Source organism: Kerstersia gyiorum, assembly GCF_004216755.1.
Classification (GTDB): domain Bacteria; phylum Pseudomonadota; class Gammaproteobacteria; order Burkholderiales; family Burkholderiaceae_B; genus Kerstersia; species Kerstersia gyiorum.
Genome location: NZ_SGWZ01000001.1, coordinates 685,468 through 708,170, shown reverse-complemented (window position 1 = coordinate 708,170; position 22,703 = coordinate 685,468). Strand labels below are relative to the sequence as shown.

The 22,703-nt window shown below is 64.5% G+C and carries 20 protein-coding genes and 1 tRNA gene; 13 read left to right on the top strand and 8 right to left on the bottom strand.

Annotated elements, in window-relative coordinates:
• Window positions 1–37: 37 nt before the first annotated feature.
• A complete protein-coding gene (locus EV679_RS03195) occupies window positions 38–835 on the bottom strand; it encodes a sulfite exporter TauE/SafE family protein (RefSeq protein ID WP_202969506.1) in 798 nt (265 codons plus the stop codon).
• Window positions 836–1,023: 188 nt separating this feature from the next.
• Between EV679_RS03195 and EV679_RS03190 the strand changes: the two genes are divergently transcribed.
• The 3 genes from EV679_RS03190 (at window position 1,024) to EV679_RS03180 (ending at window position 5,821) form a co-directional block, all read left to right on the top strand.
• Window positions 1,024–3,465, top strand: a complete 2,442-nt coding sequence (locus EV679_RS03190) for an ExeM/NucH family extracellular endonuclease (protein ID WP_130486492.1) — start codon at window positions 1,024–1,026, stop codon at window positions 3,463–3,465.
• 158 nt (window positions 3,466–3,623) lie between these two features.
• Window positions 3,624–4,544, top strand: a complete 921-nt coding sequence (locus tag EV679_RS03185) for a sulfurtransferase (protein ID WP_068367815.1) — start codon at window positions 3,624–3,626, stop codon at window positions 4,542–4,544.
• A gap of 2 nt (window positions 4,545–4,546) precedes the next feature.
• Window positions 4,547–5,821: a YeeE/YedE family protein gene (locus EV679_RS03180; RefSeq protein WP_130486491.1), complete on the top strand. Its 1,275-nt coding sequence runs from the start codon at window positions 4,547–4,549 to the stop codon at window positions 5,819–5,821.
• 243 nt (window positions 5,822–6,064) lie between these two features.
• Here EV679_RS03180 and EV679_RS03175 read toward each other — a convergent pair whose 3' ends face one another.
• Window positions 6,065–6,673 (bottom strand): arylesterase, encoded by a 609-nt coding sequence (locus EV679_RS03175; protein WP_130486490.1) that lies wholly within the window; start codon window positions 6,671–6,673, stop codon window positions 6,065–6,067.
• Here EV679_RS03175 and EV679_RS03170 point away from each other — a divergent pair.
• From EV679_RS03170 to EV679_RS03155, 4 genes are all read left to right on the top strand, one after another.
• The gene (locus EV679_RS03170; RefSeq protein ID WP_068367358.1) at window positions 6,672–7,364 is read left to right on the top strand and encodes an ABC transporter ATP-binding protein; all 693 of its coding nucleotides are present in this window, start codon (window positions 6,672–6,674) and stop codon (window positions 7,362–7,364) included. The two genes, EV679_RS03175 and EV679_RS03170, sit on opposite strands and share 2 nt — an antisense overlap.
• A 63-nt stretch (window positions 7,365–7,427) precedes the next feature.
• Window positions 7,428–9,911 carry an ABC transporter permease gene (locus tag EV679_RS03165; protein WP_130486489.1) on the top strand — a complete coding sequence of 828 codons (2,484 nt, stop codon included), beginning with the start codon at window positions 7,428–7,430 and terminating at the stop codon, window positions 9,909–9,911.
• A gap of 162 nt (window positions 9,912–10,073) precedes the next feature.
• Complete coding sequence (locus EV679_RS03160; RefSeq protein ID WP_068367362.1) at window positions 10,074–11,675, top strand: flavin monoamine oxidase family protein; 1,602 nt, start codon at window positions 10,074–10,076, stop codon at window positions 11,673–11,675.
• Between the two features lie 75 nt (window positions 11,676–11,750).
• The gene (locus EV679_RS03155) at window positions 11,751–12,257 is read left to right on the top strand and encodes a RidA family protein (RefSeq protein WP_130486488.1); all 507 of its coding nucleotides are present in this window, start codon (window positions 11,751–11,753) and stop codon (window positions 12,255–12,257) included.
• 51 nt (window positions 12,258–12,308) lie between these two features.
• Here the strand turns inward: EV679_RS03155 and EV679_RS03150 are convergent, their stop codons facing one another.
• Window positions 12,309–13,706: an aminotransferase-like domain-containing protein gene (locus EV679_RS03150; RefSeq protein WP_068367366.1), complete on the bottom strand. Its 1,398-nt coding sequence runs from the start codon at window positions 13,704–13,706 to the stop codon at window positions 12,309–12,311.
• A gap of 229 nt (window positions 13,707–13,935) precedes the next feature.
• Here EV679_RS03150 and cyoA point away from each other — a divergent pair, with 229 nt between their 5' ends.
• From cyoA to EV679_RS03120, 6 genes are all read left to right on the top strand, one after another.
• Window positions 13,936–14,904 carry a ubiquinol oxidase subunit II gene (gene cyoA / locus EV679_RS03145; RefSeq protein ID WP_130486487.1) on the top strand — a complete coding sequence of 323 codons (969 nt, stop codon included), beginning with the start codon at window positions 13,936–13,938 and terminating at the stop codon, window positions 14,902–14,904.
• A gap of 12 nt (window positions 14,905–14,916) precedes the next feature.
• Entirely contained in the window at window positions 14,917–16,920 is a 2,004-nt protein-coding gene (gene cyoB, locus EV679_RS03140) for a cytochrome o ubiquinol oxidase subunit I (RefSeq protein ID WP_068367370.1), read from the top strand.
• Window positions 16,921–16,922: 2 nt separating this feature from the next.
• A complete protein-coding gene (gene cyoC / locus EV679_RS03135; RefSeq protein WP_068367373.1) occupies window positions 16,923–17,570 on the top strand; it encodes a cytochrome o ubiquinol oxidase subunit III in 648 nt (215 codons plus the stop codon).
• 2 nt (window positions 17,571–17,572) lie between these two features.
• Window positions 17,573–17,914 (top strand): cytochrome o ubiquinol oxidase subunit IV, encoded by a 342-nt coding sequence (gene cyoD / locus EV679_RS03130; RefSeq protein ID WP_068367375.1) that lies wholly within the window; start codon window positions 17,573–17,575, stop codon window positions 17,912–17,914.
• A gap of 20 nt (window positions 17,915–17,934) precedes the next feature.
• Complete coding sequence (gene cyoE / locus EV679_RS03125) at window positions 17,935–18,804, top strand: heme o synthase (RefSeq protein WP_068367377.1); 870 nt, start codon at window positions 17,935–17,937, stop codon at window positions 18,802–18,804.
• Between the two features lie 204 nt (window positions 18,805–19,008).
• The gene (locus tag EV679_RS03120; RefSeq protein WP_068367379.1) at window positions 19,009–19,767 is read left to right on the top strand and encodes a glucose 1-dehydrogenase; all 759 of its coding nucleotides are present in this window, start codon (window positions 19,009–19,011) and stop codon (window positions 19,765–19,767) included.
• Between the two features lie 180 nt (window positions 19,768–19,947).
• On the opposite strand, the gene EV679_RS17565 is transcribed toward EV679_RS03120, so the two are convergent.
• From EV679_RS17565 to EV679_RS03100, 5 genes are all read right to left on the bottom strand, one after another.
• Complete coding sequence (locus EV679_RS17565; protein WP_165389941.1) at window positions 19,948–20,112, bottom strand: hypothetical protein; 165 nt, start codon at window positions 20,110–20,112, stop codon at window positions 19,948–19,950.
• 156 nt (window positions 20,113–20,268) lie between these two features.
• Window positions 20,269–20,343, bottom strand: a tRNA-Val gene (locus EV679_RS03115).
• A 149-nt stretch (window positions 20,344–20,492) separates the two neighbouring features.
• On the bottom strand, window positions 20,493–21,236 hold the full coding sequence (gene dnaQ, locus EV679_RS03110) for a DNA polymerase III subunit epsilon (RefSeq protein ID WP_068367381.1): 744 nt from the start codon (window positions 21,234–21,236) through the stop codon (window positions 20,493–20,495).
• 116 nt (window positions 21,237–21,352) lie between these two features.
• Complete coding sequence (gene rnhA, locus EV679_RS03105; RefSeq protein ID WP_068367383.1) at window positions 21,353–21,868, bottom strand: ribonuclease HI; 516 nt, start codon at window positions 21,866–21,868, stop codon at window positions 21,353–21,355.
• A 5-nt stretch (window positions 21,869–21,873) separates the two neighbouring features.
• A complete protein-coding gene (locus tag EV679_RS03100) occupies window positions 21,874–22,689 on the bottom strand; it encodes a class I SAM-dependent methyltransferase (RefSeq protein WP_130486486.1) in 816 nt (271 codons plus the stop codon).
• Between the last annotated feature and the right edge of the window lie 14 nt (window positions 22,690–22,703).

Here is a 22,703-nt window from a genome sequence, read left to right as displayed (position 1 = left end):
TCCGGAACGATCTCTGGCTGCGCGACAACCAGGCGCCTTAAAGAATGAAGTTCAGGCCCACGCACAGCAGCAAGACGGCGAACAGCTTTTTCAGCATGACCGGGGAAAGCTTGTGCGCCAGCTTCACGCCCAGACCGGCTGAGAACATGCTGGTCACGGCAATGCCGACCAAGGCCGGCAGATAGATATAGCCGAAGCTGTGCGGCGGCCGGTTGGGCTCGCTCCAGCCGAAGTAGATGAACGACAAGGCGCCAAAAATGGCAATGGGCAGGCCGCAGGCTGCCGATGTTCCCACCGCCTGCTGCATAGGCAGGCGACGCCAGGACAACAGGGGCACGGTCAGCGACCCGCCGCCAATGCCAAAAATCGAGGACGCGCAACCCACCACCGCACCGCTGATGCCCAGCCACAATTTGCTGGGCTGACGGAAAGGCTCGCCCGCCGCGTTCTTGGTGCCCAGGCCAAAATAAAGCTGGATAGCCATGCAGATGGCAAAGACCCCGATGATCACTTGCAGGTCGGTTCCTGGCAGCAGCGACGCCACCCGGCCACCCAGGATGGCGCCCACCAGCAGGCCTACTGTCATCCAGCGCACCAGGTACCAGTTGATCGCGCCGCGCTTCTGGTGCCCGGCGATGGAATTGATGGAGGTGAATACGATGGTAGCAAGCGATGTACCGACTGCCATGTGAGTCAGGACGTTCGGGTCCAGCCCCTGGGCGGTAAAGCTATAGACAAGCACCGGGACGATAATCAGGCCACCGCCGATGCCGAACAGGCCGGCCAGCACGCCGGAGAACACCCCGAGCACAAGGTAAAGCAAAAAGGTCAGCATAATCAAAACATTCCAGATAAGGCCCAGGTGGCCGCCACACGGCGGGCTTCCAGGCGCGGCGCCCGCTACCCAGGGTACGTGCCAGCATGTTAACGCCATGCGGCCGCCACGGGCTGCGGCGATTTAATGTCCTTGTCACCGATGGCGTTTACTTTGCGGGTTCCCAGGATGCCATGGAACCCTCCATCATGACGAGCCACAGACGCCTTGCCCCTTGCTATGCCGCCCTGCTGACCGCCTTTATGGCCGCGCCCGCTGCCGCTGACGTGATATTCAGCGAATATGTCGAAGGCTCGTCCAACAACAAGGCGCTGGAACTGCACAACTCAGGCGACAGCGTGGTGGACCTGAGCCAGTATGAAGTTCATGTGTATGCCAACGGTTCCAAGACGGTGTCATCCACCTTCAAGCCCACCGGCAACCTGGCAGCGGGAGCGACTTATGTCATCGCCCACTCGTACATGGCCGACACCCTCGGCAGCCGCATCAACCTGACCGCCGGCCTGAACTACAACGGCGACGATGCCGTCATCCTGAGTCACCAGGGCAATATCGTCGACCGCATCGGCCAGGTCGGATTCCGTCCTGCCGACGCCTGGACCGGCGCCAGCGGCGCATCGACGAAAGACAACACGCTGCGCCGCAAGGCCAGCATCAAGACGGGCGATGCCGCCGCAGACACCGTTTTCGACGTTGACCAGCAATGGGATGCCTTCCCGGTCGACAGTTTCGACGGCCTGGGCGCGCACCCTGGCCTGGCGGAAACCGGCGGCGGCGCCACGGCCCAGTGCGGCGCACCCGCCACCGCCATTGCTGACCTGCAAGGCCGCGCCGACGGCGCCACGCTGGAAAAAGTCCATGTAGAAGCCATCGTCACGGCAAGCTACACCTACAGCAACGGCTTTTCCGGTTTCTTCATCCAGACGGCCGACGCCGAACGGCTGCGCCGCCCCGGGGTTTCCGAAGGGCTGTTCGTCTATGCCCCGGGCAAGACGGTTGCAGCAGGCCAGCGCGTGCATCTGGTCGGCAGGATCGAGGAAAAGTACGAACAGACGCAGTTGACACTGGCCAGCGACATCGCCGTGTGCGCCACCGGCCAGGCCGTCCAGGCCGAAACGCTGGCCCTGCCGCTGCCCGAAGGCAGCGACCACTCCCAATACGAAGGCATGCTGGTGGAGCTGGCGCCCGGCCTGACTGTCAATAATGTCTACGAACTGGGCCGCTATGGCAGCATCCTGCTGGGCAACGGCCTGCTGCAAACCCCTACGCACGCCGTCGCTCCCGGCACTGGCGCGCAAGCGCTGCTGGACGCCAATACCCGCAACAGCATCATTCTGGATGACGGCTACAACCACCAGAATCCGGCCTCCGTCCCCTACCCGGCCCCGGAACTCTCGGCGGCCAATACACTGCGGCGCGGCTACACCACGACTTCCCCGGTACGCGGCGTGGTGGAAAAACGCTTCAGCGCCTGGCGCATCCAGCCGATTCCGGGCGCCGAGGCGCCCTCCTTCAGCAGCGCAGGCAATCCGCGCCCCGAAGCCCCGGCGCGCGCTGGCGACACCGACGTGCGCGTGGCTTCCTTCAACGTTCTGAACTACTTCAATGGCGACGGCAAGGGCGGCGGCTTCCCCACGTCGCGTGGCGCCCAGAGCGCCGAAGAACTGCAGCGGCAGGAAGACAAGATCGTGGCTGCGCTCAAGCAGCTTGATGCCGACATCATCGGCCTGATGGAAATCGAGAACGACGGCTATGACGATACCAGCGCCATCAGCCAGCTGACGCGCCGCATGGGCAGCAACTGGAGCTACATCCAGCCCGGCAGCGAACGCCTCGGCACCGACGAAATCACAGTCGCGATGATGTACCGCAATGACACGGTTCGCGAGACGGGCAAGGTTGCCACGCTGGAAATCGACGACAAGAACCGCATGCCGCTGGCCCAAACCTTTGAATCGGTGCGCGGCGGGCTGCCGGTTACGGTTGCGGTGAACCACTTCAAGTCCAAGGGCTGCAACAATGCCACGGACGGCGATGCCGACCAGAACGATGGCCAGAGCTGCTGGAACCCGACACGCCTCAAGGCCGCCAAGGCACTGAGCGACTGGCTCGCGACCCAGCCCACGGGCATCAACACTGCGGGCCAGCTGATCATCGGCGACCTGAACAGCTACGCCAAGGAAGACCCCATCGTGGCGCTGGCCAACGCCGGCTATGCCGACCTGCTGGCACGTGACGGCGACGGCGCCGAGTACAGCTACGTCTTCAATGGCATGTCGGGCTACCTGGATCATGCGCTGGCCGACAAGACCCTGGCGGCCAAGGCGCTGAAAGCCCAGGCCTGGCACATCAATGCCGATGAACCGCCGGCACTGCAGTATTCGCTGCAATACAAAAGCACGCAGCAGCAGGCATCGTTCTATGCCGCCGATCCCTACAGTTCCTCCGACCACGACCCGGTCGTGATCGACCTGGCGTTGTCCAAACCCGACGACAACGGTGGCGGTGAAACGGAAACCCCGGAACCGTCGCCCGGTTCCGATGACAAAAGCGGCGGCGGCGCGCTGGGGCTGGGCCTGCTGGCCGCCCTGGCCTGGATGCGACGCCGCGCCGTCTCTGCGCCACGCTGAACGCGCACCGGCCGGCGCTGCTGCCCAGGCTGCGCCGGCTGGCAGCCAAAAGCTGACGAATTCCTGAATAGGTTATCTGCTCATCACCAATAGATATTTCCGGCTCGCGAAGCAGAAAGTTACTGTCTGGCTTCCTAGCACTGCAACCGGAGATGTCCATGTCACTTCGTACCTTGTGGACCAGCGCCCTGGCTGCGCTGGCCCTTTCCTCTGCCCCTGCGCTGGCCAGCAACCCCTATCTGGTCTCCACCGATTGGCTGGAACAGAACCTGAACGACCCCGCAGTACGCGTGGTGGAAGTCAGCGTAAACCCCGGCCTCTACGAACGCGGCCACGTGCCTGGCGCCGTCAACTTCAACTGGCACACTGACCTGGTCGACACGGTGCAACGCGATATCGCTTCCCCCGAGAAATTCCAGACACTGCTGCGCCAGGCCGGCATCAACCCGGACACCACCACCATCCTCTATGGCGACAACAACAACTGGTTCGCCGCCTGGGGCGCGTGGGTCTTCGACATCTACGGCATCGACAACGTCAAGTTGCTTGATGGCGGCCGCAAGAAGTGGGAAGCTGAAGGCCGCCCGCTGAGCACGGCTGCCGCCACCCCGTCCGCCGGCACCGTCAGCGTGAAACCCGCCAATACAGCCCTGCGGGCCCGCCTGGCCGATGTGCTGGCCGCTGCCCGCCAGGAAGCAGACGTGGCCCTGGTGGATATCCGTTCCGCCGATGAGTACAGCGGCAAAATATTCGCCCCCAACGGCGTGCCCGAGCTGGCCGTGCGCGCCGGTCATGTCCCCGGCGCCGTGAATGTCACCTGGAGCAAGCTGGTGGCCGAAGACGGCAGCTTCAAGCCGGTCGAGGAGCTCAAGGCGATCTACAGCGCCGTCGGCATCGACGGCAACAAGCCCATCATCACCTACTGCCGCATCGGCGAACGCTCCAGCCATTCCTGGTTTGCGCTGAGCAAGCTGCTGGGCTATGACGTGCGCAACTACGATGGCTCGTGGACCGAGTACGGCAACAGCGTCGGCGCACCTATCGAGAACCCGGCAGGCACCATCTGGGGCCAGACCTGAGCATGACCGTGTTATCCCAGCCGCCCGCCGCCCTGCTGCCGGCGGCCACGCATCCCCCGCCTGCCAGCGGCGCTACCCAGACGGCAGAGGAACCTGCCGCCTGGCGTCGCCCCCGGCTGCCGGCACTCGCTGCGGCCACGCTGGTTGCCTGCGGGCTGGCCTGGTGGGCCTGGCAGTTACAGGGCATTCCCGGCACCGGCCGGGGGCTGGCGTTCTCGCTGCTGGCTGGTGCATTTTTCGGCTTCGCGCTGCAACGCTCGCGCTTCTGTTTTTATTGCATCACGCGCGACTACCTGGCCCATCGTGACGCACGCGGGTTGCTGGGCCTGATTGCGGCGCTGGCACTGGGGCTGCTGGGCTATTACGCCGTGTTCGGCGCTTTCCTGCCGGTGCCTGCGCCCGGACGGCTGCCGCCGGGCGCCCATATCGGGCCGGTAAGCTGGGTGCTGGCGCTGGGCGCGGCAACCTTCGGACTGGGCATGGCCATTTCGGGCTCCTGCATCAGCGCACACCTTTACCGCCTGGGCGAAGGCGCGTTCCATTCACTGTTCGCCCTGCTGGGCGCGCTGGCTGGCTTCGGCCTGGGCTTCGTCACCTGGAACCCGCTTTATACGGCTGTCATCCGCGACGCCCCCGTCATCTGGCTGCCCCATCACCTGGGCTACGGCGGTTCGCTGGCCCTGCAACTGACACTGCTGGCCGCATTGGCCGCCTGGCTGCTGCGCAATCAGGGCCGCCATCACGCCGCCGCCAGCGGCACAGCCGCACCGGTAAGCCTGCTGGCCCTATTGTTCAGCCAGCGCTGGCCGACCTATGCCGGCGGCCTGTTGATTGCCGGCCTGGGCGCCATGGCCTACTTCCGCGTTGCGCCGCTGGGCGTCACGGCCGAACTGGGCAGCATCGCCCGCACACTGGCCGACAGTCTGGGTGCGCTACCCGCCAGGCTGGAAGGCCTGGATGGCTTCGCAGGCTGCGCCACGGTCATCAAGCAAAGCCTGCTGTCCAACAACGGGGTATTTGTCGCGGCCCTGGTAATGGCGTCTTTTGCCAGCGCCATTCTGGCAGGAGATTTCCTGCCGGTGCGACTGCACCCCGGCACGGCACTGCGCCATGCGCTGGGCGGCCTGCTGATGGGTTGGGGCGGCATGCTGGCGCTGGGCTGCACGATAGGCACCCTGTTGTCAGGCATCATGGCGGGAGCCGCATCCGGCTGGATTTTCGCCCTCTTCTGCCTGGTCGGTGCCTGGCTGGGCTGGCGGCTGCGGCAGCGGGCCTGAAATTCGTTGAAATCCGGCGGAATGCAGCACCTGAAAAGGCCGCTGGCTGCCCGCCAGCCGCCCGTTATACTGCCTGCTTCCGAGCGTCCCTAACAAACCATGGACACACCGCCATTTCCGCCGGCATTACCGGCATGGCGCCTGCCCACAGGCGCCATGGTGGCTGGCCTCATGGCCGGGGCCAGGCCCCGCAGCCGCCTACCATCCGGTTTGGAATGGCGCCGCTGCGAGCCGGTACAAGCATCAGGGCAGCAATTCACGCAGCGCCGGCCACACGTTTTCCAGCACCTGCGGCTGGGCCGCCGCCACCGGATGCAGGCCATCGCTTTGCATCAGCGCCGGGTCCAGCGCCACCCCTTCAAGCAGGAACGGCACCAGGCCGGTCTGGTAGCGCTGCGCCAACCCGGCATACACCTGGCGCAAGCCATCGCGGTAGCGCGGCCCATAATTCACCGGCAGTTCGATACCGATGAGCAGGACTTCGGCCCCGGCCGTACGCGCATCTTCTATCATGTCGGCCAGGTTACCTTCCAGCGCGGCCAACGGTTGGCCGCGCAATCCGTCATTGGCGCCCAGTTCCAGCACGAGTATCTCGGGGTGGTGCTCTTCGAGCAACGCGGGCAATGCCGCCTTGCCATTGGCGCTGGTCGCGCCGCTGACACTGGCATTGACGACCTTCCAATCCGGCGCCTCGGTGGCCAGGCGTTGGGACAGCAGGCTGACCCAGCCCTGCTCCGCAGGAATGTTATGCGCAGCAGATAGGGAATCCCCCATTACCAGAATCACCGGATCAGCCGCATGCGCGAAAGGCGCGGCCATCCACAGGCACAGCAAGCAAAGGAAACGACGCATGAGCGGTTCATCCCAGGAACAGGTACTTTTGGAAAGCCTGAATGTTAGCAAGTCGGTGACAGGCCCCACCGGCAGACTCGATATCCTGGAGGATATCTCGCTGCGCATCCATGCCGGAGAAAGCGCCGCCATCATCGGCGCATCCGGTTCCGGCAAGACGACCCTGCTGGGACTGCTGGCCGGGCTGGATGTTCCCAGCAGCGGCAGCATACGCCTGGACGGCCACGCGCTGGAAACCCTGGATGAAGAGGCCCGAGCGGGATTGCGCCGCCGCCTGGTCGGTTTCGTCTTCCAATCGTTCCATCTGCTGCCGGCGCTCAGTGCCGAGGAAAACGTCATGCTGCCGCTGGAACTGGAAGGTGCCGCGCGCGCGCGTGAACGCGCCCAGGCCGCACTCGATGCCGTCGGCCTGTCGCACCGCCGCGGGCACTATCCGGCACAGTTGTCCGGTGGAGAACAGCAGCGCGTTGCCATAGCTCGCGCCTTCGTCAACGAACCGCGCATCCTGTTTGCCGATGAACCGACCGGCAACCTGGATGCCCGCACCGGCGGCGCCGTCAGCGACCTGTTGTTCCGTCTCAACCAGGAGCATGGCACGACGCTGGTGCTGGTCACACACGACCTGACACTGGCGCAGCGCTGCCAGCAGACCCTGCACATTACAGCCGGCCGCCTGGTCGATGCCGCCTGAGGCCGCCGCCGTGCCTGTTCCCTGCTTCCCGTGTCGTCCCACTCCCGCTGTTGCCCGACATCCATGAATATCCTCCCCCTGGCTTTCCGTACCGTCCGGCGTGAATGGCGCCTGGCGGAATTGCGCACCCTGGCGCTCGCGCTGGTGCTTTCGATTGTTGCGCTGGGAGTGGTCGCCACCCTGGCACTACGGGTTGAACACAGCATTGCCGCAGGTTCCGCCGAGCTGGTCGGCGGCGATGGCGGCATCAACGCCCCCAGCCCTATCCCTGCCGAATACGAAATCCAGGCCCGGGAAATGGCGCTCGCCACGGCCCATGCCGTGCGTTTTCCCAGCATGGCCTTCGCCCAGGAACAGGCCCAGTTGCTGAACCTGGCTGCCGTCTCGCCCGAATGGCCCCTGCGCGGGGAAATCACGCTGCGCGACGCGGACGGCAGGCAACACACCGCCCCCGCTCCCCAGCCCGGTGAAATTTACCTGGATGCGCGCGCGCTTGCCGCACTGGGCGTCGACATAGGCGCCACCGTGCAGATCGGCGACGCCAATCTGCGGATTGCCGGTGAACTGCTGCGCCAGCCCGACGGCGGCAACGTCTTCGCACTGGCCCCCACGGCCCTGGCCCCGCTTGCCGACATCGAACGCGCCGGCCTGCTGGGGCCCGGCAGCCGCGCCCGCTACAGCCTGCTGCTGGCCGGCGCGCCCGGCGCCGTGCAGGACTGGAAGCAATGGGCGGCCAGCCAGGCCTTGCCAGACAACGCTCGCCTCATTGAACTGGAAGACGCGCAACAAAACCTGGGCGGCGCCTTCGAGCGCGCCAACGCCTTCCTGCGCCTGTGCGCATTGCTCGCAGCACTGCTGGCCGGCGTCGCCATCGCACTGGCATCTCAGCGCTATGCGCAACGCAAGACCGATGAAGTGGCGCTGCTACGCGCACTGGGCGCCCCGCGCGCCGACGTGCTGAAGCTCTTGGCTGGCACGCTGGCCGCACTGGCCCTGCCCGCCGCCCTGCTGGGTATCGCACTGACACAAGGGCTGTCCGCCCTGGCCTGGCAAGTCGCAGGCAAGCTGTTCAGCGGCGCCCTGCCAACCGTACAACCTGTCCTGCCGTCGCTGGCCGCTGCCGCCATGGGCCTGGCCATCCTGGCCGGATTCGCCCTGCCGCCGCTGGCCCGGCTGGCAGACGTCCCGCCAGCGGCGGTGTTCCGCCGCAGCGTGGCACCCCGCGTGCGCCGTTTCGACCTGTTCTACCTGCTGCCACTGGCTACCGCGCTGGGACTGATCTGGATGCAGGCCGGCAGCGCCAGGCTGGCCATCATCCTTGCCATCAGCCTTGCGGTCGTAGCCCTGGTGGCTGCCATCCTGGCGCTGCTGGCCCTGTGGCTGGCGCGCCGTGTCGCCGCCGGCATCCACCCCGCCCTGCGCCTGGGCCTGGCGTCGCTGGCCCGCCGCCGCTTCACCAGCGCCGTCCAGGCCGTGGCGCTGAGCCTGGGTCTGTGCGCGCTGCTGATACTGGCCGTGGCCGCCCCGGCCCTGTTGCAGGAATGGCGTTCGGAACTGCCGGATGAAACACCGAACTGGTTCGCCCTGAATGTCCTGGAGGAACAAGTGCCCGATTACCGGGCCGCCCTGGAACAGGCCAGTGCCTCCCAGGCCGCAATGCTGCCGCTGGCCGTAGGCAAACTGACTGCCATCAACGGCGAGCCTGCTGAGAGCTTCTACCAGACCCCGGAACAGCGCGAGCGCGCCGCCGAGCAACTGCGTTTTTCCTGGAGCGCCACGCTGCCCTCGGCCAATCGGCTGGTCGCCGGCGCCTGGCAGGCGCCTGAGGCCGGAGCGGCCGGCCTGTCGGTGGAAAAGGGCTGGATGGAACGCTTTGGCCTGAAGCTGGGCGACAGCCTGACACTGGAGAGCGGCGGGCGCAGCGTCACCGCCACCATAGACAGCGTGCGGGAAGTCGACTGGAGCTCCTTCCGCGTCAATTTCTTCCTGCTGCTGGACCCGGCCCACGCGGACGGCATGCCGCATACCTGGATCGCCAGCTATTACCTGCCGCCAGCGCAGAACAACCATTTGGCGGACATGGCCCGACAATTCCCCAACGTCAGCATGCTGGACGTCAATGACCTGCTGGAACGCGTGCGCAGCATCATCGAGCGTGTCAGCAGCGCAGTGAGCTGGGTGCTTTCCTTCAGCCTGCTGGCCGGCGCACTGGTGCTGGCTGCCGCGCTGGCCGCCAGCGCGCAGCAACGCCGCCACGAAGCCGCGCTGCTGCGTACCCTGGGGGCCCAGCGGCGCCAACTGCGCCTGGCCGCGCTATGCGAATTCCTGGTCCTGGGACTGATTGCCGCACTGACCGCCACGATGGGCGCCGCAGGTGCCGGAAGCTGGCTGGGGCAAAGCGTGTTCCGCATGGCGGCAGTACCGCTGCCCTGGGCGCAATTGGCCGGCACCGCCCTGCTGGCGGCGCTGGTCATCACCTTGCTGGGCCTGGCCGGGACACGGCGCATCCTGAATACCCCGCCCATGGCGTTACTGCGCGCAGCCTGACCCCAGGGCCGCCTGGCGGCGCGCCCGCACTGCCGCAAGGCCTCGTCACAGTGCGGGTTGCGTCATTCTGGTGCCTGCCCTGGGCCTGCCCACAGTGACCGGAAGATGGCATGGATATTGCTTTGCATGTGGAGTTCTCACCCACCCGCAAGGCAGAAATCCATGTCAGACAGCATCCGCACCCCTTCTTCCGCTATCCCCACCCGCCGGGAATTTCTTTACCGTGCCGCCGCACTGGGCGGCCTGGGCCTGGCCATGGCAACGATGAACGCCTGGGGCCTGACGCTGGCATCGCAGAGCGACCAGCCCCCCAGGCTGCAAGGCAGCGGCAAGGGCAAGCGCGTGCTGATACTGGGCGCCGGCATCGCCGGGCTGACCAGCGCCTACGAACTGCGCAAGGCGGGCTATGACTGCATGATCGTGGAAGCCCGGCCCATCGCTGGCGGCCGGGCGCGCACCGCCCGCAAAGGGACGCGCAGCGAAGAACCCGGCAATCCCTCTGTCTGCGACTTCGACAGCGGAGATTTCTTCAATCTGGGGCCGATGCGCATCCCCTACCACCATCGTTCCACGCTGTACTACACGCGCGAATTCAAGGTGCCGCTGGGCATTTTCGTCAACGACAACGACGCTGCCTATGTCTACCATGAAAACGCAGGTGCGCTTTCAGGCCAGCGCCTGCGGCAGGGCGAGGTCAAGGCGGACATGCGTGGCTACGTCAATGAACTGCTGGCCAAAAGCATCGTGGACGGCAAGCTGGACGAGCAAATCACCGCCGCCGACAAGGCGTTGTTGCTGGACTACCTGGCGCAGGAAGGTTATCTGGGCAAGGACGACCTGCGCTATCACGGCACCAATGGCCGTGGCTACGCCGTCAATCCGGGCGCGGGCACCGAACCCGGCCCTGGCACGCCATCCGACCCGCTGGGCTTCGCAGAACTACTGGGTTCCAGGCTGGGGCATATCTACCAATCGGTGCAGAGCTTCAACCAGCAGATCACCATGTTCCATCCGCTGGAGGGCATGGACCAGATTCCCGCCGCCTTTGCACGGCAGCTCAACGGCCTGATCCGCTACCAGGCGGAAGTGCAATCGCTGCGCCAGAACGATGCGGGCGTCACCGTGGTCGTCAAGGACACCCGCTCCGGCACGGCCGAAACGCTGCAGGCCGATTACTGCATTTGCACGATCCCGCTGCCCGTGCTGAAAGACCTGGACACCGATTTTTCCGCCGCCTTCAAGGCCGCCATCGCCTCGGTGCCCTACATGCCCGCCGGCAAAATCGGCCTGCAGATGAAAAACCGGTTCTGGGAAGTGGATGACGCCATCTATGGCGGCCACGTCCGCACCGATATCAAGGGCATAGGCAACATTACACTGCCCTCGAACAACTGGCAGGGTGCGGCAGGCATCATCCTGGGCTACTACAACTTCGGCGGCAACGCCGAAACCATCGGCAAGCTTGACCCGGCCGAACGCACCACCTTCGCGCTGACCAACGGCCAGAAGATATTCCCGCAATACCAGGAAAGCTTCCGCAACAGCTTTTCCATTGCCTGGCAAAACGTACCCTACAACCGGGGCGGCTGGGCCCACTGGAGCGAAGAAGGACGCCGCACCACCTATCCCCTGCTCCTGGAGCCGGAAGGCCGGGTCTATCTTGCCGGCGAACACCTGAGCTACCAGACCGGCTGGCTCTCCGGTGCCATCGAATCCGCCTGGCAACAGATCGCCAAGCTGCACGCCCACGCGCAAGCGGCCTGAACCCATCCCAGCACGCCGGCCCGCAGGCCGGCGCGCTGCCGACCCTTTCCCCTGCCACTCAGACGAGGTCTATCCATGCAAGCCCACTTCCGCCGCCAGCTGATTCCCGCCGCCCTCATTGCCGCCGCGCTGGTTCATACGCCTGCCAACGCCACTGGCATTACGCGCCATGCCTCCGGCAATCCGCAATCTCCCATCGCCGCCGCCACGGAAGTCGCACCCGGCCTGGCAACCGTCTATCTCAGCGGCCAGGTGCCATCGGTGCAGAACCAGGACGCGCCGCCTACCAGCGCCGCTGCGTTCGGCGACACGAAAACCCAGACCATCAGCGTCCTGGGCAAGATCAAGAGCCAGCTTGCCGCGCTGGGACTGGGGCTGGAGGATGTCGTCAAGGTCCAGGCCTATCTGGTTGCCGACCCGGCGACCGGCAAAATGGATTTCGCCGGATTCAGCGCCGGCTATGCCGAATTCTTCGGCGGCAGCCCGGCCATCCTGAATGCCCGCTCCACCATGCAGGTGGCCGGCCTGGTGAACCCCGGCTGGCTGGTTGAAATCGAAGTCACCGCTGTCAAACGGCCCTGAGCACAATCCGGCGGGCGCACGGCCCGCCCCTCCGTCTGCACCGCCCCCCCCCTACACCACCACGGCTGGCAAGGCCGGGCGCTGCTGCGCCAGCAGATCCGCCAGCACCTTGAGTGCGCGTTCCAGTCGGCGCCGGTCCGGCACCGCACCCAGCGAAATCCGTATGGCCTTGGGCGCCACGCCTTCCACCGTGAAAAACTCGGAAGTGCAAATGCCCAGTCCATGGGCGCTGGCCGCCGCCAGCAGACCGTTCAGGCTCCATTGCGCCGGCACAGCTTGCCAGATATGAAAGCCACGCGGTCCTTCACGGTGCGCGAAGGGCAGCACGGCTTCCGCCAGCTCATAGCGTATGCGTGCTTCCGCGGCAACGGCATCGCGGAAAGCATCCGCCACGCCGCTGCGTATCCATTGCGTCGCCAACGCCGCCATCAGCGGTGCGCCCATCAGCGTGAGCGCCCGCATGGCCAGCGCAAACCCGTCCTGGGTGGCGGCATCCGGCAAAGCGACGAAAGCAGTGCGCAAGCCCGGCGTCAATGATTTCGACAGCGTCGCCACATGGCTCACGATATCCGGCGCGAGCTGCGCCAGCGCAGGCGGGCGTTCCGTTGCCAGGAAACTGTAGGGGTCGTCTTCGATGACATGGACCCCATGTGCGCGCGCCACGGCCAGGATGTCCTGGCGGCGCCCGGCCGGCATGGTCATGGCGGTCGGGTTCTGAATCGTCGGGTTGAGATACAACAGGCGCACACGCTGGGTGCGGCAAGCGCGTTCCAGCTCGTCCGGCAGCATGCCGCACTCGTCGGTCGCCACCGCCACCATGCGCCTGCCGCTTTGCCGCACCGCCTGCATCAGGCCGGGGTAACTCAATACCTCGGCTGCCACGGCATCGCCCGGGGCGCTGTGCGCCAGCACCAGTCCTGCCAGCGCCACCTGGGCCCCCGGCACCACCGCAATACGCGCCGGGTCCACCCGGCCCAGGCTGGCTTCCAGCCATGCCGCCGCCGCTTCGCGGTCGGCCAGGCTGCCCGCCCCCCAGTGGTAAGTCATCAGTGTGTCGACATCGGCACGCGCCAGTACGTCGTTCATGCCCTGGCGCAACATGCGCTCCAGCTTGTCGCCCGGCGGCGGCGGCGGAATATTCATGCTGAGGTCGGCCACCCGGCCGTCGTCGGCGGGGCCATGGGACACAAACGACCCCTGCCCGACACGCGCGTCCAGCAGGCCACGGCGGCGAGCCTCCGCATAGGCACGCGTCACTGTCGTCAGATCCAGCCCGAGTTGCCGGGCCAGGTGCCGCTGCGGTGGCAGCCGATCCCCGGGCCGCAGGCGTCCTTCATCCACCGCCGTGCCAATGGCATCGGCAATCTGCAGGTAGCGCGGTCCGCCGCCGTCGACCAGCGCATCCAGCCAGGCAGGCGCAGCCATCGACGCATCGCTTTTGTCATTCATGCGAATCGTATGGTGATTGTTTGTGATATATTCCGATCCTGCAGAATATTGTATGCATACATTATATGTATAAATACATACAAATCTCGCAAGCCTCGTCCGGCCCGGTCCTGCAGCCTGCCCCAATCATAGAGCATGTCACGCCAGGACACGCCCTCTCGGCGTCCGCGTCCGGCCCCCCGCCTGCGACTCCTCATCCGGCGTCCCCGCCCATGTCCAAGAAATGACGATGAAACCGTTGAAAATACGACACCTATGCATGCTTCCAGCCTTGCTGGCGCTGGCCGGCCTGTCAGGCTGTGACTGGGAACTGATCAACTCCAAGGGCCAGGTCGGCATAGAGGAGCGCAACCTGATCTTCACGGCTGTCGGCCTGATGCTGATCGTGGTCCTGCCTGCCATCATCCTCAGCCTGGTCTTCGCGTGGAGATACCGCGCCTCGGCCAAGGCCCGCTATATGCCGGAATGGTCACACTCCACCGCAGTCGAAGTGGTTGTATGGGGCTTCCCCATCATTATTATTTGCATACTCTCAGTAGTTGTATGGAAAAGTACACACAAACTTGATCCATACAGGCCGCTGGACTCGGAGGTGCCGCCCATCACCGTGCAGGCCATTTCGGCGGACTGGAAGTGGATCTTCCTCTATCCGGAACAGGGCGTCGCCACCGTCAACGAACTGTATATCCCGGCCAATACCCCCGTCGCCTTCGAAATCACCTCCAACAGCTCGATGAATACCTTTTTCATCCCGCAGCTGGGCGGCCAGATTTATGCCATGGGCGGCATGCGCACCATGCTTCACCTGATCGCCAACGAACCGGGCGACTATCGCGGATTTTCCGGCAACTACAGCGGCAATGGCTTCTCCGACATGCACTTCGTCGCCCACGCGCTGCCGCCAGAGCAATTCGAACAGTGGGTGCAGCACACCCGCGCCGGCAGCGGAGACTTCGATTTCGAGCGTTTCCTGCAAGTTGCCAAGCGCCCGGAAAACCCGCCCTACCGCTACCCGATCGAGCAGTACGCCAGCCTCGAGCCCAAGCTGTTCGAACGCATCATCGGCCAGTTCGTCGATATGAGCCACCACGCCGCCGCACCGGCAGACGGGCACGGCCATGCCCAGGACGACGCCCCCAGCCACGATAGCCTCCAGGGCGGACATGCCGCCCCGGAAACGCACCCGAATGCCCTGTAACCGAGACCGGACATGTTAGGAAAACTCAGCCTGGCGGATATACCGCTACACGAACCCATCGTCGTCATCACCCTGATCGCCATCCTGATTGGCGGCCTGGCGGTGGTCGGCGGCATCACCTACCTGCGCAAGTGGAGCTATCTCTGGTCTGAATGGATCACCTCCGTCGATCACAAGAAGATCGGCATCATGTATATCTTCGTGGCGCTGGTCATGCTGGTGCGCGGCTTTGCCGACGCCATCATGATGCGTGCCCAGCTGGCTGTGGCCAATGGCGGCAGCGAAGGTTTCCTGCACCCCGACCACTACGACCAGATCTTCACCGCCCACGGCGTGATCATGATCTTCTTCGTGGCCACGCCATTTGTCGTGGGCCTGATGAATATCGTCGTGCCGCTGCAGATTGGCGCGCGCGACATGGCCTACCCCTTCCTCAACGCATTCAGCTTCTGGCTGTTCGTGGTGGGCGTGGTGCTGGTCATGCTGTCGCTGGGCATAGGCGAATTCGCCATGACCGGCTGGGTCGCCTATCCGCCGTTGTCCGGCATCGAGCTCAGTCCGGGCGTGGGGGTGGATTACTACATCTGGGCGCTACAGGCATCCGGTCTGGGCACTCTGCTCACCGGGGTCAACCTGTTCGTGACCATCATCAAGATGCGCGCCCCCGGCATGACGCTGATGAAAATGCCCGTGTTCACCTGGACCGTGCTCGTCACCTGCGTCATCATCATCGCCTCCTTCCCCATTCTGACCGGAACGCTGGCCATGCTGACGCTGGACCGCTATCTGGACACCCACTACTTCACCAATGATCTTGGCGGCAACGCCATGATGTACGCGAACCTGGTGTGGGCCTGGGGCCACCCCGAGGTATATATCCTGGTGCTGCCGGCCTTCGGCGTGTTCTCCGAAGTTACCGCAACCTTCGCCCGCAAGAAGCTGTTCGGCTACAAGTCCATGGTGGGCGCGACCGTTGCCATCGGCATTCTGTCGTTCATCGTCTGGCTGCACCACTTCTTCACCATGGGGTCCGGCGCCAACGTCAATGCCTTCTTCGGCATCATGACGATGATCATCGCCGTCCCGACAGGCGTGAAGATCTTCACCTGGCTGTTCACGATCTACCGCGGCCGGCTGGAATTCACCACGCCCATCCTGTGGACCATCGGCTTTCTGGTCACCTTCGCCATCGGGGGCATGACCGGCGTGCTGCTGGCCATCCCCGGCGCCGACTTCCTGCTGCACAACAGCCTGTTCCTGATCGCCCACTTCCACAACACCATCATCGGTGGCGCGCTGTTCGGCTACTTCGCCGGCTACGCCTACTGGTTCCCCAAGGTCTTCGGCTTCAAGCTCAACGAGCGCCTGGGCCGCTACTCCTTCTGGTGCTGGATCATCGGTTTCTACCTGGCCTTCATGCCGCTCTACATGCTGGGCTTCATGGGCATGACGCGCCGCCTGAACCACTACGACAACCCCGCCTGGGTACCCTACCTGTACGTGGCCTTCGTGGGCGCGTGCTTCGTGGCGCTGGGCATCTTCTTCATGGTGCTGCAGCTGGTGGTCAGCATCCGCGACCGCAACAAGAACCGCGACCTGACGGGCGACCCCTGGAATGCACGCACGCTGGAATGGGCGACTTCCTCGCCGCCGCCGTTCTACAACTTCGCCGTCACGCCGCGCGCCGATACGCTCGATGCCTTCCATGAAGCCAAGAAGCATGGCGGCATTGCGCGCCCTGCGCACTACGAGCCCATCCATATGCCCCGCAACAGCGGCCTGCCCTTCATCATGTCGGCCTTCGTGCTGGCGCTGTGCTTCGCATTGATCTGGCATATCTGGTGGATGGCCATTGCCGGGCTGGCAGGCACGATCATCACCTTCATCTGGCGCACCTATGACAAGGACACGGACTACTACGTGCCGGTCAAGGAAATCGAGCGCATCGAGAACGCCCATTACCAAGCTGCCCACTCCCAAGCTGCCCAATCCCAAGTCCAAGCGAGCCAGGCCTGAATATGTCCACTCATACCTTGAACCCGAGTACCGGCGCGCACGCCAAGCCGCACACAGGCCACGGCCACAGCCATGACCACCACGGGCACGAAGCACACGGCGACAACACCGTCTTCGGCCTGTGGATCTACCTCATGTCCGACGTCGTACTGTTCGGCAGCCTGTTCGCCACCTACGTCGTGCTCATGAACGCCTATGCCGGCGGCCCGACCGGCCAGGAAATCTTCAACCTGAAGTTTGTCCTGGGCGAAACCTTCGTGCTGCTGTTCTCCAGCATCACCTTCGGCTATGCCTCGCTGGCCATCCACCGTGGCGACAAGAGCAACGCCTTGCGCTGGCTGTGCGTGACTTTCGTGCTGGGCGCGCTGTTCATCGCCATGGAAATCTATGAATTCCAGCACCTGGCCAGCATAGGCGCCGGCCCCAGCCGCAGCGCCTTCCTGGGCGCTTTCTACGGTCTGGTCGGCACGCACGGCCTGCACGTCACCGCCGGCCTGATCTGGCTGGCAGTGCTGATCCACCAGACCTCGATGGATGGCCTGACGCCGCGCAACCAGACCCGCCTGGCCTGCCTGGGCCTGTTCTGGCACTTCCTGGACCTGGTCTGGATTTGCGTCTTCACTGTTGTCTATCTGACGGGAGCCCTGTAATCATGTCCCAACACGGCCACACTGATACCGATAGCGCTGGCGCCAGCTACGGCACGCTGCGCTCGTACAACACCGGCTTCATCCTGGCGGTCATCCTGACGCTGATTCCGTTCGCGCTGGTGATGTACCCCACCGGCCTGGAACGTTCCACCACCTTGCTGCTGATTTTCGGTTTCGCCATCGTGCAGACCATCGTGCAACTGGTGTACTTCCTGCACATGAACCGGCACTCGGAAGGCGGCTGGAACCTGTCCAGTTTTGTCTTCACGATAGTCATTCTGCTGATCGTGGTCGGCCTGTCGCTCTGGATCATCTGGAGCATGAACGACCACATGATGATGTAAAGGCAAGGCCCGCCGTGCGCATGTTCAGGCAATACCTGCTGTTGACCAAACCCGGCATCATCGCCGGCAACCTGGTCAGCTTTGTCGGCGGCTTCCTCCTGGGAACCGCCGGCCACGCCAGCCTCGCCACCCTGCTGGCGGCTGCGGCCGGCGTGGCCCTGGTGATCGCCTCGGGCTGCGTCTTCAACAACTATATCGACCGCGACATCGACGCCGCGATGACGCGCACGCGCCAACGCAGCCTGGTCACCGGCCTCATCGCCCCCCGCCACGCCCTGCTCTACGGCACATTGCTGGGGCTGGCCGGCCTGCTGCTGCTGGGCACCCAGGGCGGCGGTACGCTCGCCGCCCTGCTGGGACTGCTGGGTTTTGCCGTCTATGTCGGCGCCTACAGCCTCTACGGCAAGCGCAATACCGTGCACGGCACGCTGATCGGCAGCCTGTCGGGCGCCATGCCGCCCGTGATCGGCTATTGTGCGGCCAGCGGCTGTTTCGACATGGGTGCGCTGATGCTGCTGCTGATGTTCTGCCTGTGGCAAATGCCGCACTCCTACGCCATCGCCATCTTCCGGGCGCAAGACTATCGCGCCGCTCGAATCCCGGTGCTGCCGCTGCAATACGGGCTCGCTTCGGCCCGCAGCCAGATCATCGGCTATACCGCCGCCTTCGCCGCCTGCAGCCTGATGCTGCCGCTTTTCAGCGCCGCCAGCTGGCTCTACCTGGTCACGGCCCTGGCTGGCGGGCTCTACTGGCTCAGGCTGACGCTGGCGCCCTGCGACCCAGGCAACCCCGGCCCCTGGGCACGCAAGCTCTTCCTTTTCTCCATCCTGCTGGTCGTGCTGCTGAGCCTCACCATGGGTATCGACGGCCTGCTGCACACGCCTGACTGAACCCGGCCAGCGCGGCCAGCCGGCAGCGCCAGGACCAACAGCGACGCTCCCGCGGCAACGCCATTGCCCGTGCCTGCCCGCCACCGCGACCGGGGCACCCGTCCCCTTGCCACCCAAAAATGGAATACCATTCCAGAACCAGTCTGGGCTGTGGATTTCCCCCGCTGCCAGCACTGGCGCCATTGACAAGGAGACATCATCACCATGGCAAACCCGGCACAGCAACTTTTTGATTTGAGCGGCCAGGTCGCGGTCGTGACCGGCGGCGGCTCCGGCCTGGGCGCAGCCGCCGCTCGCGCGCTGCGCAACGCCGGCGCGACTGTCATCATCCTGGGCCGGCGCGCAGACGTACTGCAGGAACAGGCTGACCGCCTGGGTGCGCAAGCCATGCGCTGCGACACGCGCGAACGCACGCAGGTCAGCGCCGTGATGCAGGAAGTACTCGCCCGCCACGGCCGCCTGGATATTCTGGTGAATGCGGCGGGCATCCACCGCAAGTGCCCGTCGCTGGATTTCCCGGATGAGGAATGGATTGCCGTCCATGCTGTCAACACGCATGGCAGCTTCATCTGCGCCACCGAAGCGCTGCGCCACATGCGCACGGCCGGACACGGCAAGATCATCAATTTCTGTTCATATGGCAGCGCCAACGGCCTGCCCGAAAGCGTCGCTTATGCTTCCAGCAAGGGCGGCCTGCGACAGATGACCAAAAGCCTGGCCATCGAATTCGCACCGGCGGGCATCCAGGTCAATGCCATCGAGCCCGGCTGGTTCAAGACCGAAATGACATCGGCCATGTTCAGCGATCCGGCCTGGCTGGAACGCACCCAGCGCCGCATTCCCGCCGGTCGGCCCGGCGATCCCCAAGACCTGGATGGCGCCGTGATCTTCCTGGCATCCAGGGCCTCCGATTACGTGACCGGTATCGCCCTGCCCGTGGATGGCGGCGCTCAGGCCGTGTAAAGGTTACTAAAGGGCGGTAGAGGCTGATAGAGCCTGGCCAAGGTTGGATCTATCCCGGCACCTATCCACCACCAACCGGCACGCACCAGTCAAACAGCGACACCATGCCCGGCGTCTTGCCTCGCGCAGCCGGGCAGGCTCCGCCTGCCTGCCGAGGCAAGACGCTTAGACGATGCGCCCTTACACAATGCGCCAGATGACCGTGCCGATGACCCAAGCCACGCCGATCACAATCAGGCACAGAACGAACTTCCACAGCAGCTCGGCGAATCTGACCAGCACACAGGCCAGGATACCGCTTCCGGCCAGCACCAGTGCGAAACGCAGCCACTTGGGCCACTCCATGCCGAACCGCTGCGATTACGGGCTCATCCCTTTGGTATCTTCGACAGGCGCGACCATCGTGCCCATGCTTCATGGCCCGATACAGTGCCGCAGACGCAAAAAAACCTGCATGGCTATGCCATACAGGTTTCTGCCGTACGTTTCCGTACATGAATCTGGTGGGCGGTACAGGGTTCGAACCTGTGACCCCTGCCGTGTGAAGGCAGTGCTCTACCACTGAGCTAACCGCCCAGATTTCTTCAAACCTCGAACAGAAAGAAATAATAGCATCGTAATCACCGAAGCAGCAAGTTTTTTCTTGCATGGCCGACAAACCAGCCTGCGCCACAGGACGGCCAGCACAGAGAAACACAAATCGGCACTGGTCTCACATCGGCCTGTCAGGACTGCGCAGCTTCGGACTGCGGTTCATAGCGCCGCCAGACGCACTCCCCCTTGACCGCCTTGTCCAGCGCCGCCAGGTAATCCGCGTGCGCCTGTATCTCGTCGGCGCCCGCTGGCAGGACAGCCAGCCTGGACGGGTCGAAATCGTCGCTGCCGCTGCGGAACTGGATCGCGTTGCCGCTGGCTTGGTTATCCGCAGCATCGACATCACCCAGCAGCGACTCCTGGCCACGCGTCATGGCCAGCCAGACTTCCGCCAGCAGGCGCGTATCCAGCAAGGCGCCGTGCAGCGTACGGTGCGCATTGGAAATGCCGTAGCGGTCGCATAGCGCATCCAGCGAATTGCGCTTGCCCGGATGCATCTCGCGCGCCACCATGAGGCTGTCCGTCACCTTGGCGCAGTAATCCCGCACCTTGCCCAGGCCTACCCGTTGCAGTTCGGCATCGAGGAACTTGATGTCAAAGGCCGCGTTATGGATCAACAGCTCGCCGTCGCGGATGAACTCCACGAAATCCCTGGCCACTTCCTCGAAACGGGGATGGCCGGACAGGAACTCCGTGGTCAAGCCGTGCACCGCCAGGGCCTCGGGGTCGCTGTCGCGGTCGGGATTCAGATATTGATGGTAGTAGTTGTCGGTAACCATGCGGTTATCGACCTCCACGGCACCGATTTCAACGATGCGATGCCCTTGCGCCGGTTCCAGGCCGGTGGTTTCGGTATCCAGTACGATCAGTCGCATGCGGGCAAGACTCCTCACTCATAGAAACAGGCAGGGCACTGCCGGAAAGACATCAGTGTAAAACAAGCCGGGCGCCGCGCTGATTGCCCGCCGCCGCACCTGGGCCAACAACCAGGCTAGTCCCCGGCTGCCGGCGCCGCCTCGGCAGCAGCCTGCCCGGCAGTGCCGCGCACCGAATCCACGCCCTGGTTGGCCAGCTGGTCGGCACGCTCGTTACCCGGGTCCCCGGCGTGCCCCTTGACCCAACGCCAGGTCACATCATGGCGGCCGACTTCCTCGTCGAGCATTTTCCAGAGGTCTGCATTCTTGACCGGCTTTTTGTCCGCAGTACGCCAGTCCCGGCGCTTCCAGTTGGGCATCCACTCCGTGATGCCCTTCATGACGTACTGCGAATCGGTATGCAAGGTCACCTGGCACGGTTCGCGCAACGCCTGCAGCGCCCGGATCACGGCCATCATTTCCATGCGGTTGTTGGTCGTTTCCCGCTCGCCCCCGCACATGGGCTTTTCGTGCCGGCCATAGCGCAACAGCGCACCCCAGCCGCCCAGGCCGGGATTGCCCTTGCAGGCCCCGTCGGTCCAGATTTCCACCTGCTTGGCCGTCTGGGCCGATGCTGCCGTATTTCCTGCCATTACCTTCACCGATTATCCTTGTCCACCGGCATGTCACGCGCAGGCAGTGCCTGCGGCGCAACCGCCTGCTCCATGCTGGCGGCCCCGGCTACCCGGGCGCCACGCGGCATACGCCGCTTTTTTTTCTTCCAGGGCTGGCCGATCAGACGCACGCCCTGCACCTTCTTGACTGCCGATACCGCATAGACCGCACCGCAGAACGGCCACCAGCGCTCACCCGCCGATTCCATGAAGTGCCAGCGCTGCAACCAGGTTTCCGTCCGGCACGGCGGCGCGTAGCAGCCGTAGCGGCCGCGTTCCACCTCGAAGCCCAGCAACTTGAACCAATCCCGCAGGCGCACCAGCGACACCTGCGCGGCCTGGGCATGCGGCAGCCACGGGTCGATACCGGGAATGGACTCCCGCAATCCCCAGAGACTCCACGGATTGAAACCTGAAATCACGACCCGCCCTTCCGGCACCAGCACGCGATCGACCTCGCGCAGCACCTCGTGCGGACGGCTGGCGAATTCAAGCACGTGCGGCAGCACCAGCAGGTCTATGCTTTGCGCATCGAATGGCAAGGCCTCCGGATCGGCCTGGATTTGCGCCTGCCATGCGCCTGTTCCCTTGCTCGGCAGCACCAGGCCGGCATAGGCCTTGAAAGGCATGCGATTATCCTTGAGCGCATCCAGTTGCGGCATACCGACTTGCCAGGCCTGATAGCCAAAAACATCGGCTACCATGGCATCGAACTGGGCCTGCTCCCAGGCGCGGACATATTCCCCTGGCGGCGTGGCCAGCCACTCGCCCAATTTACTGATTGTGCTTTCGTCAGTCACTGGAACATATCCCC

What these genes read in the sequence shown, in the direction of transcription:
- EV679_RS03195 (WP_202969506.1), bottom strand. Translation starts at nt 835, where the DNA reads ATGCTGACCTTTTTGCTTTACCTTGTGCTCGGGGTGTTCTCCGGCGTG.
- EV679_RS03190 (WP_130486492.1), top strand. Translation starts at nt 1,024, where the DNA reads ATGACGAGCCACAGACGCCTTGCCCCTTGCTATGCCGCCCTGCTGACC.
- EV679_RS03185 (WP_068367815.1), top strand. Translation starts at nt 3,624, where the DNA reads ATGTCACTTCGTACCTTGTGGACCAGCGCCCTGGCTGCGCTGGCCCTT.
- EV679_RS03180 (WP_130486491.1), top strand. Translation starts at nt 4,547, where the DNA reads ATGACCGTGTTATCCCAGCCGCCCGCCGCCCTGCTGCCGGCGGCCACG.
- EV679_RS03170 (WP_068367358.1), top strand. Translation starts at nt 6,672, where the DNA reads ATGAGCGGTTCATCCCAGGAACAGGTACTTTTGGAAAGCCTGAATGTT.
- EV679_RS03175 (WP_130486490.1), bottom strand. Translation starts at nt 6,673, where the DNA reads ATGCGTCGTTTCCTTTGCTTGCTGTGCCTGTGGATGGCCGCGCCTTTC.
- EV679_RS03165 (WP_130486489.1), top strand. Translation starts at nt 7,428, where the DNA reads ATGAATATCCTCCCCCTGGCTTTCCGTACCGTCCGGCGTGAATGGCGC.
- EV679_RS03160 (WP_068367362.1), top strand. Translation starts at nt 10,074, where the DNA reads ATGTCAGACAGCATCCGCACCCCTTCTTCCGCTATCCCCACCCGCCGG.
- EV679_RS03155 (WP_130486488.1), top strand. Translation starts at nt 11,751, where the DNA reads ATGCAAGCCCACTTCCGCCGCCAGCTGATTCCCGCCGCCCTCATTGCC.
- EV679_RS03150 (WP_068367366.1), bottom strand. Translation starts at nt 13,706, where the DNA reads ATGAATGACAAAAGCGATGCGTCGATGGCTGCGCCTGCCTGGCTGGAT.
- cyoA (WP_130486487.1), top strand. Translation starts at nt 13,936, where the DNA reads ATGAAACCGTTGAAAATACGACACCTATGCATGCTTCCAGCCTTGCTG.
- cyoB (WP_068367370.1), top strand. Translation starts at nt 14,917, where the DNA reads ATGTTAGGAAAACTCAGCCTGGCGGATATACCGCTACACGAACCCATC.
- cyoC (WP_068367373.1), top strand. Translation starts at nt 16,923, where the DNA reads ATGTCCACTCATACCTTGAACCCGAGTACCGGCGCGCACGCCAAGCCG.
- cyoD (WP_068367375.1), top strand. Translation starts at nt 17,573, where the DNA reads ATGTCCCAACACGGCCACACTGATACCGATAGCGCTGGCGCCAGCTAC.
- cyoE (WP_068367377.1), top strand. Translation starts at nt 17,935, where the DNA reads ATGTTCAGGCAATACCTGCTGTTGACCAAACCCGGCATCATCGCCGGC.
- EV679_RS03120 (WP_068367379.1), top strand. Translation starts at nt 19,009, where the DNA reads ATGGCAAACCCGGCACAGCAACTTTTTGATTTGAGCGGCCAGGTCGCG.
- EV679_RS17565 (WP_165389941.1), bottom strand. Translation starts at nt 20,112, where the DNA reads ATGGAGTGGCCCAAGTGGCTGCGTTTCGCACTGGTGCTGGCCGGAAGC.
- dnaQ (WP_068367381.1), bottom strand. Translation starts at nt 21,236, where the DNA reads ATGCGACTGATCGTACTGGATACCGAAACCACCGGCCTGGAACCGGCG.
- rnhA (WP_068367383.1), bottom strand. Translation starts at nt 21,868, where the DNA reads ATGGCAGGAAATACGGCAGCATCGGCCCAGACGGCCAAGCAGGTGGAA.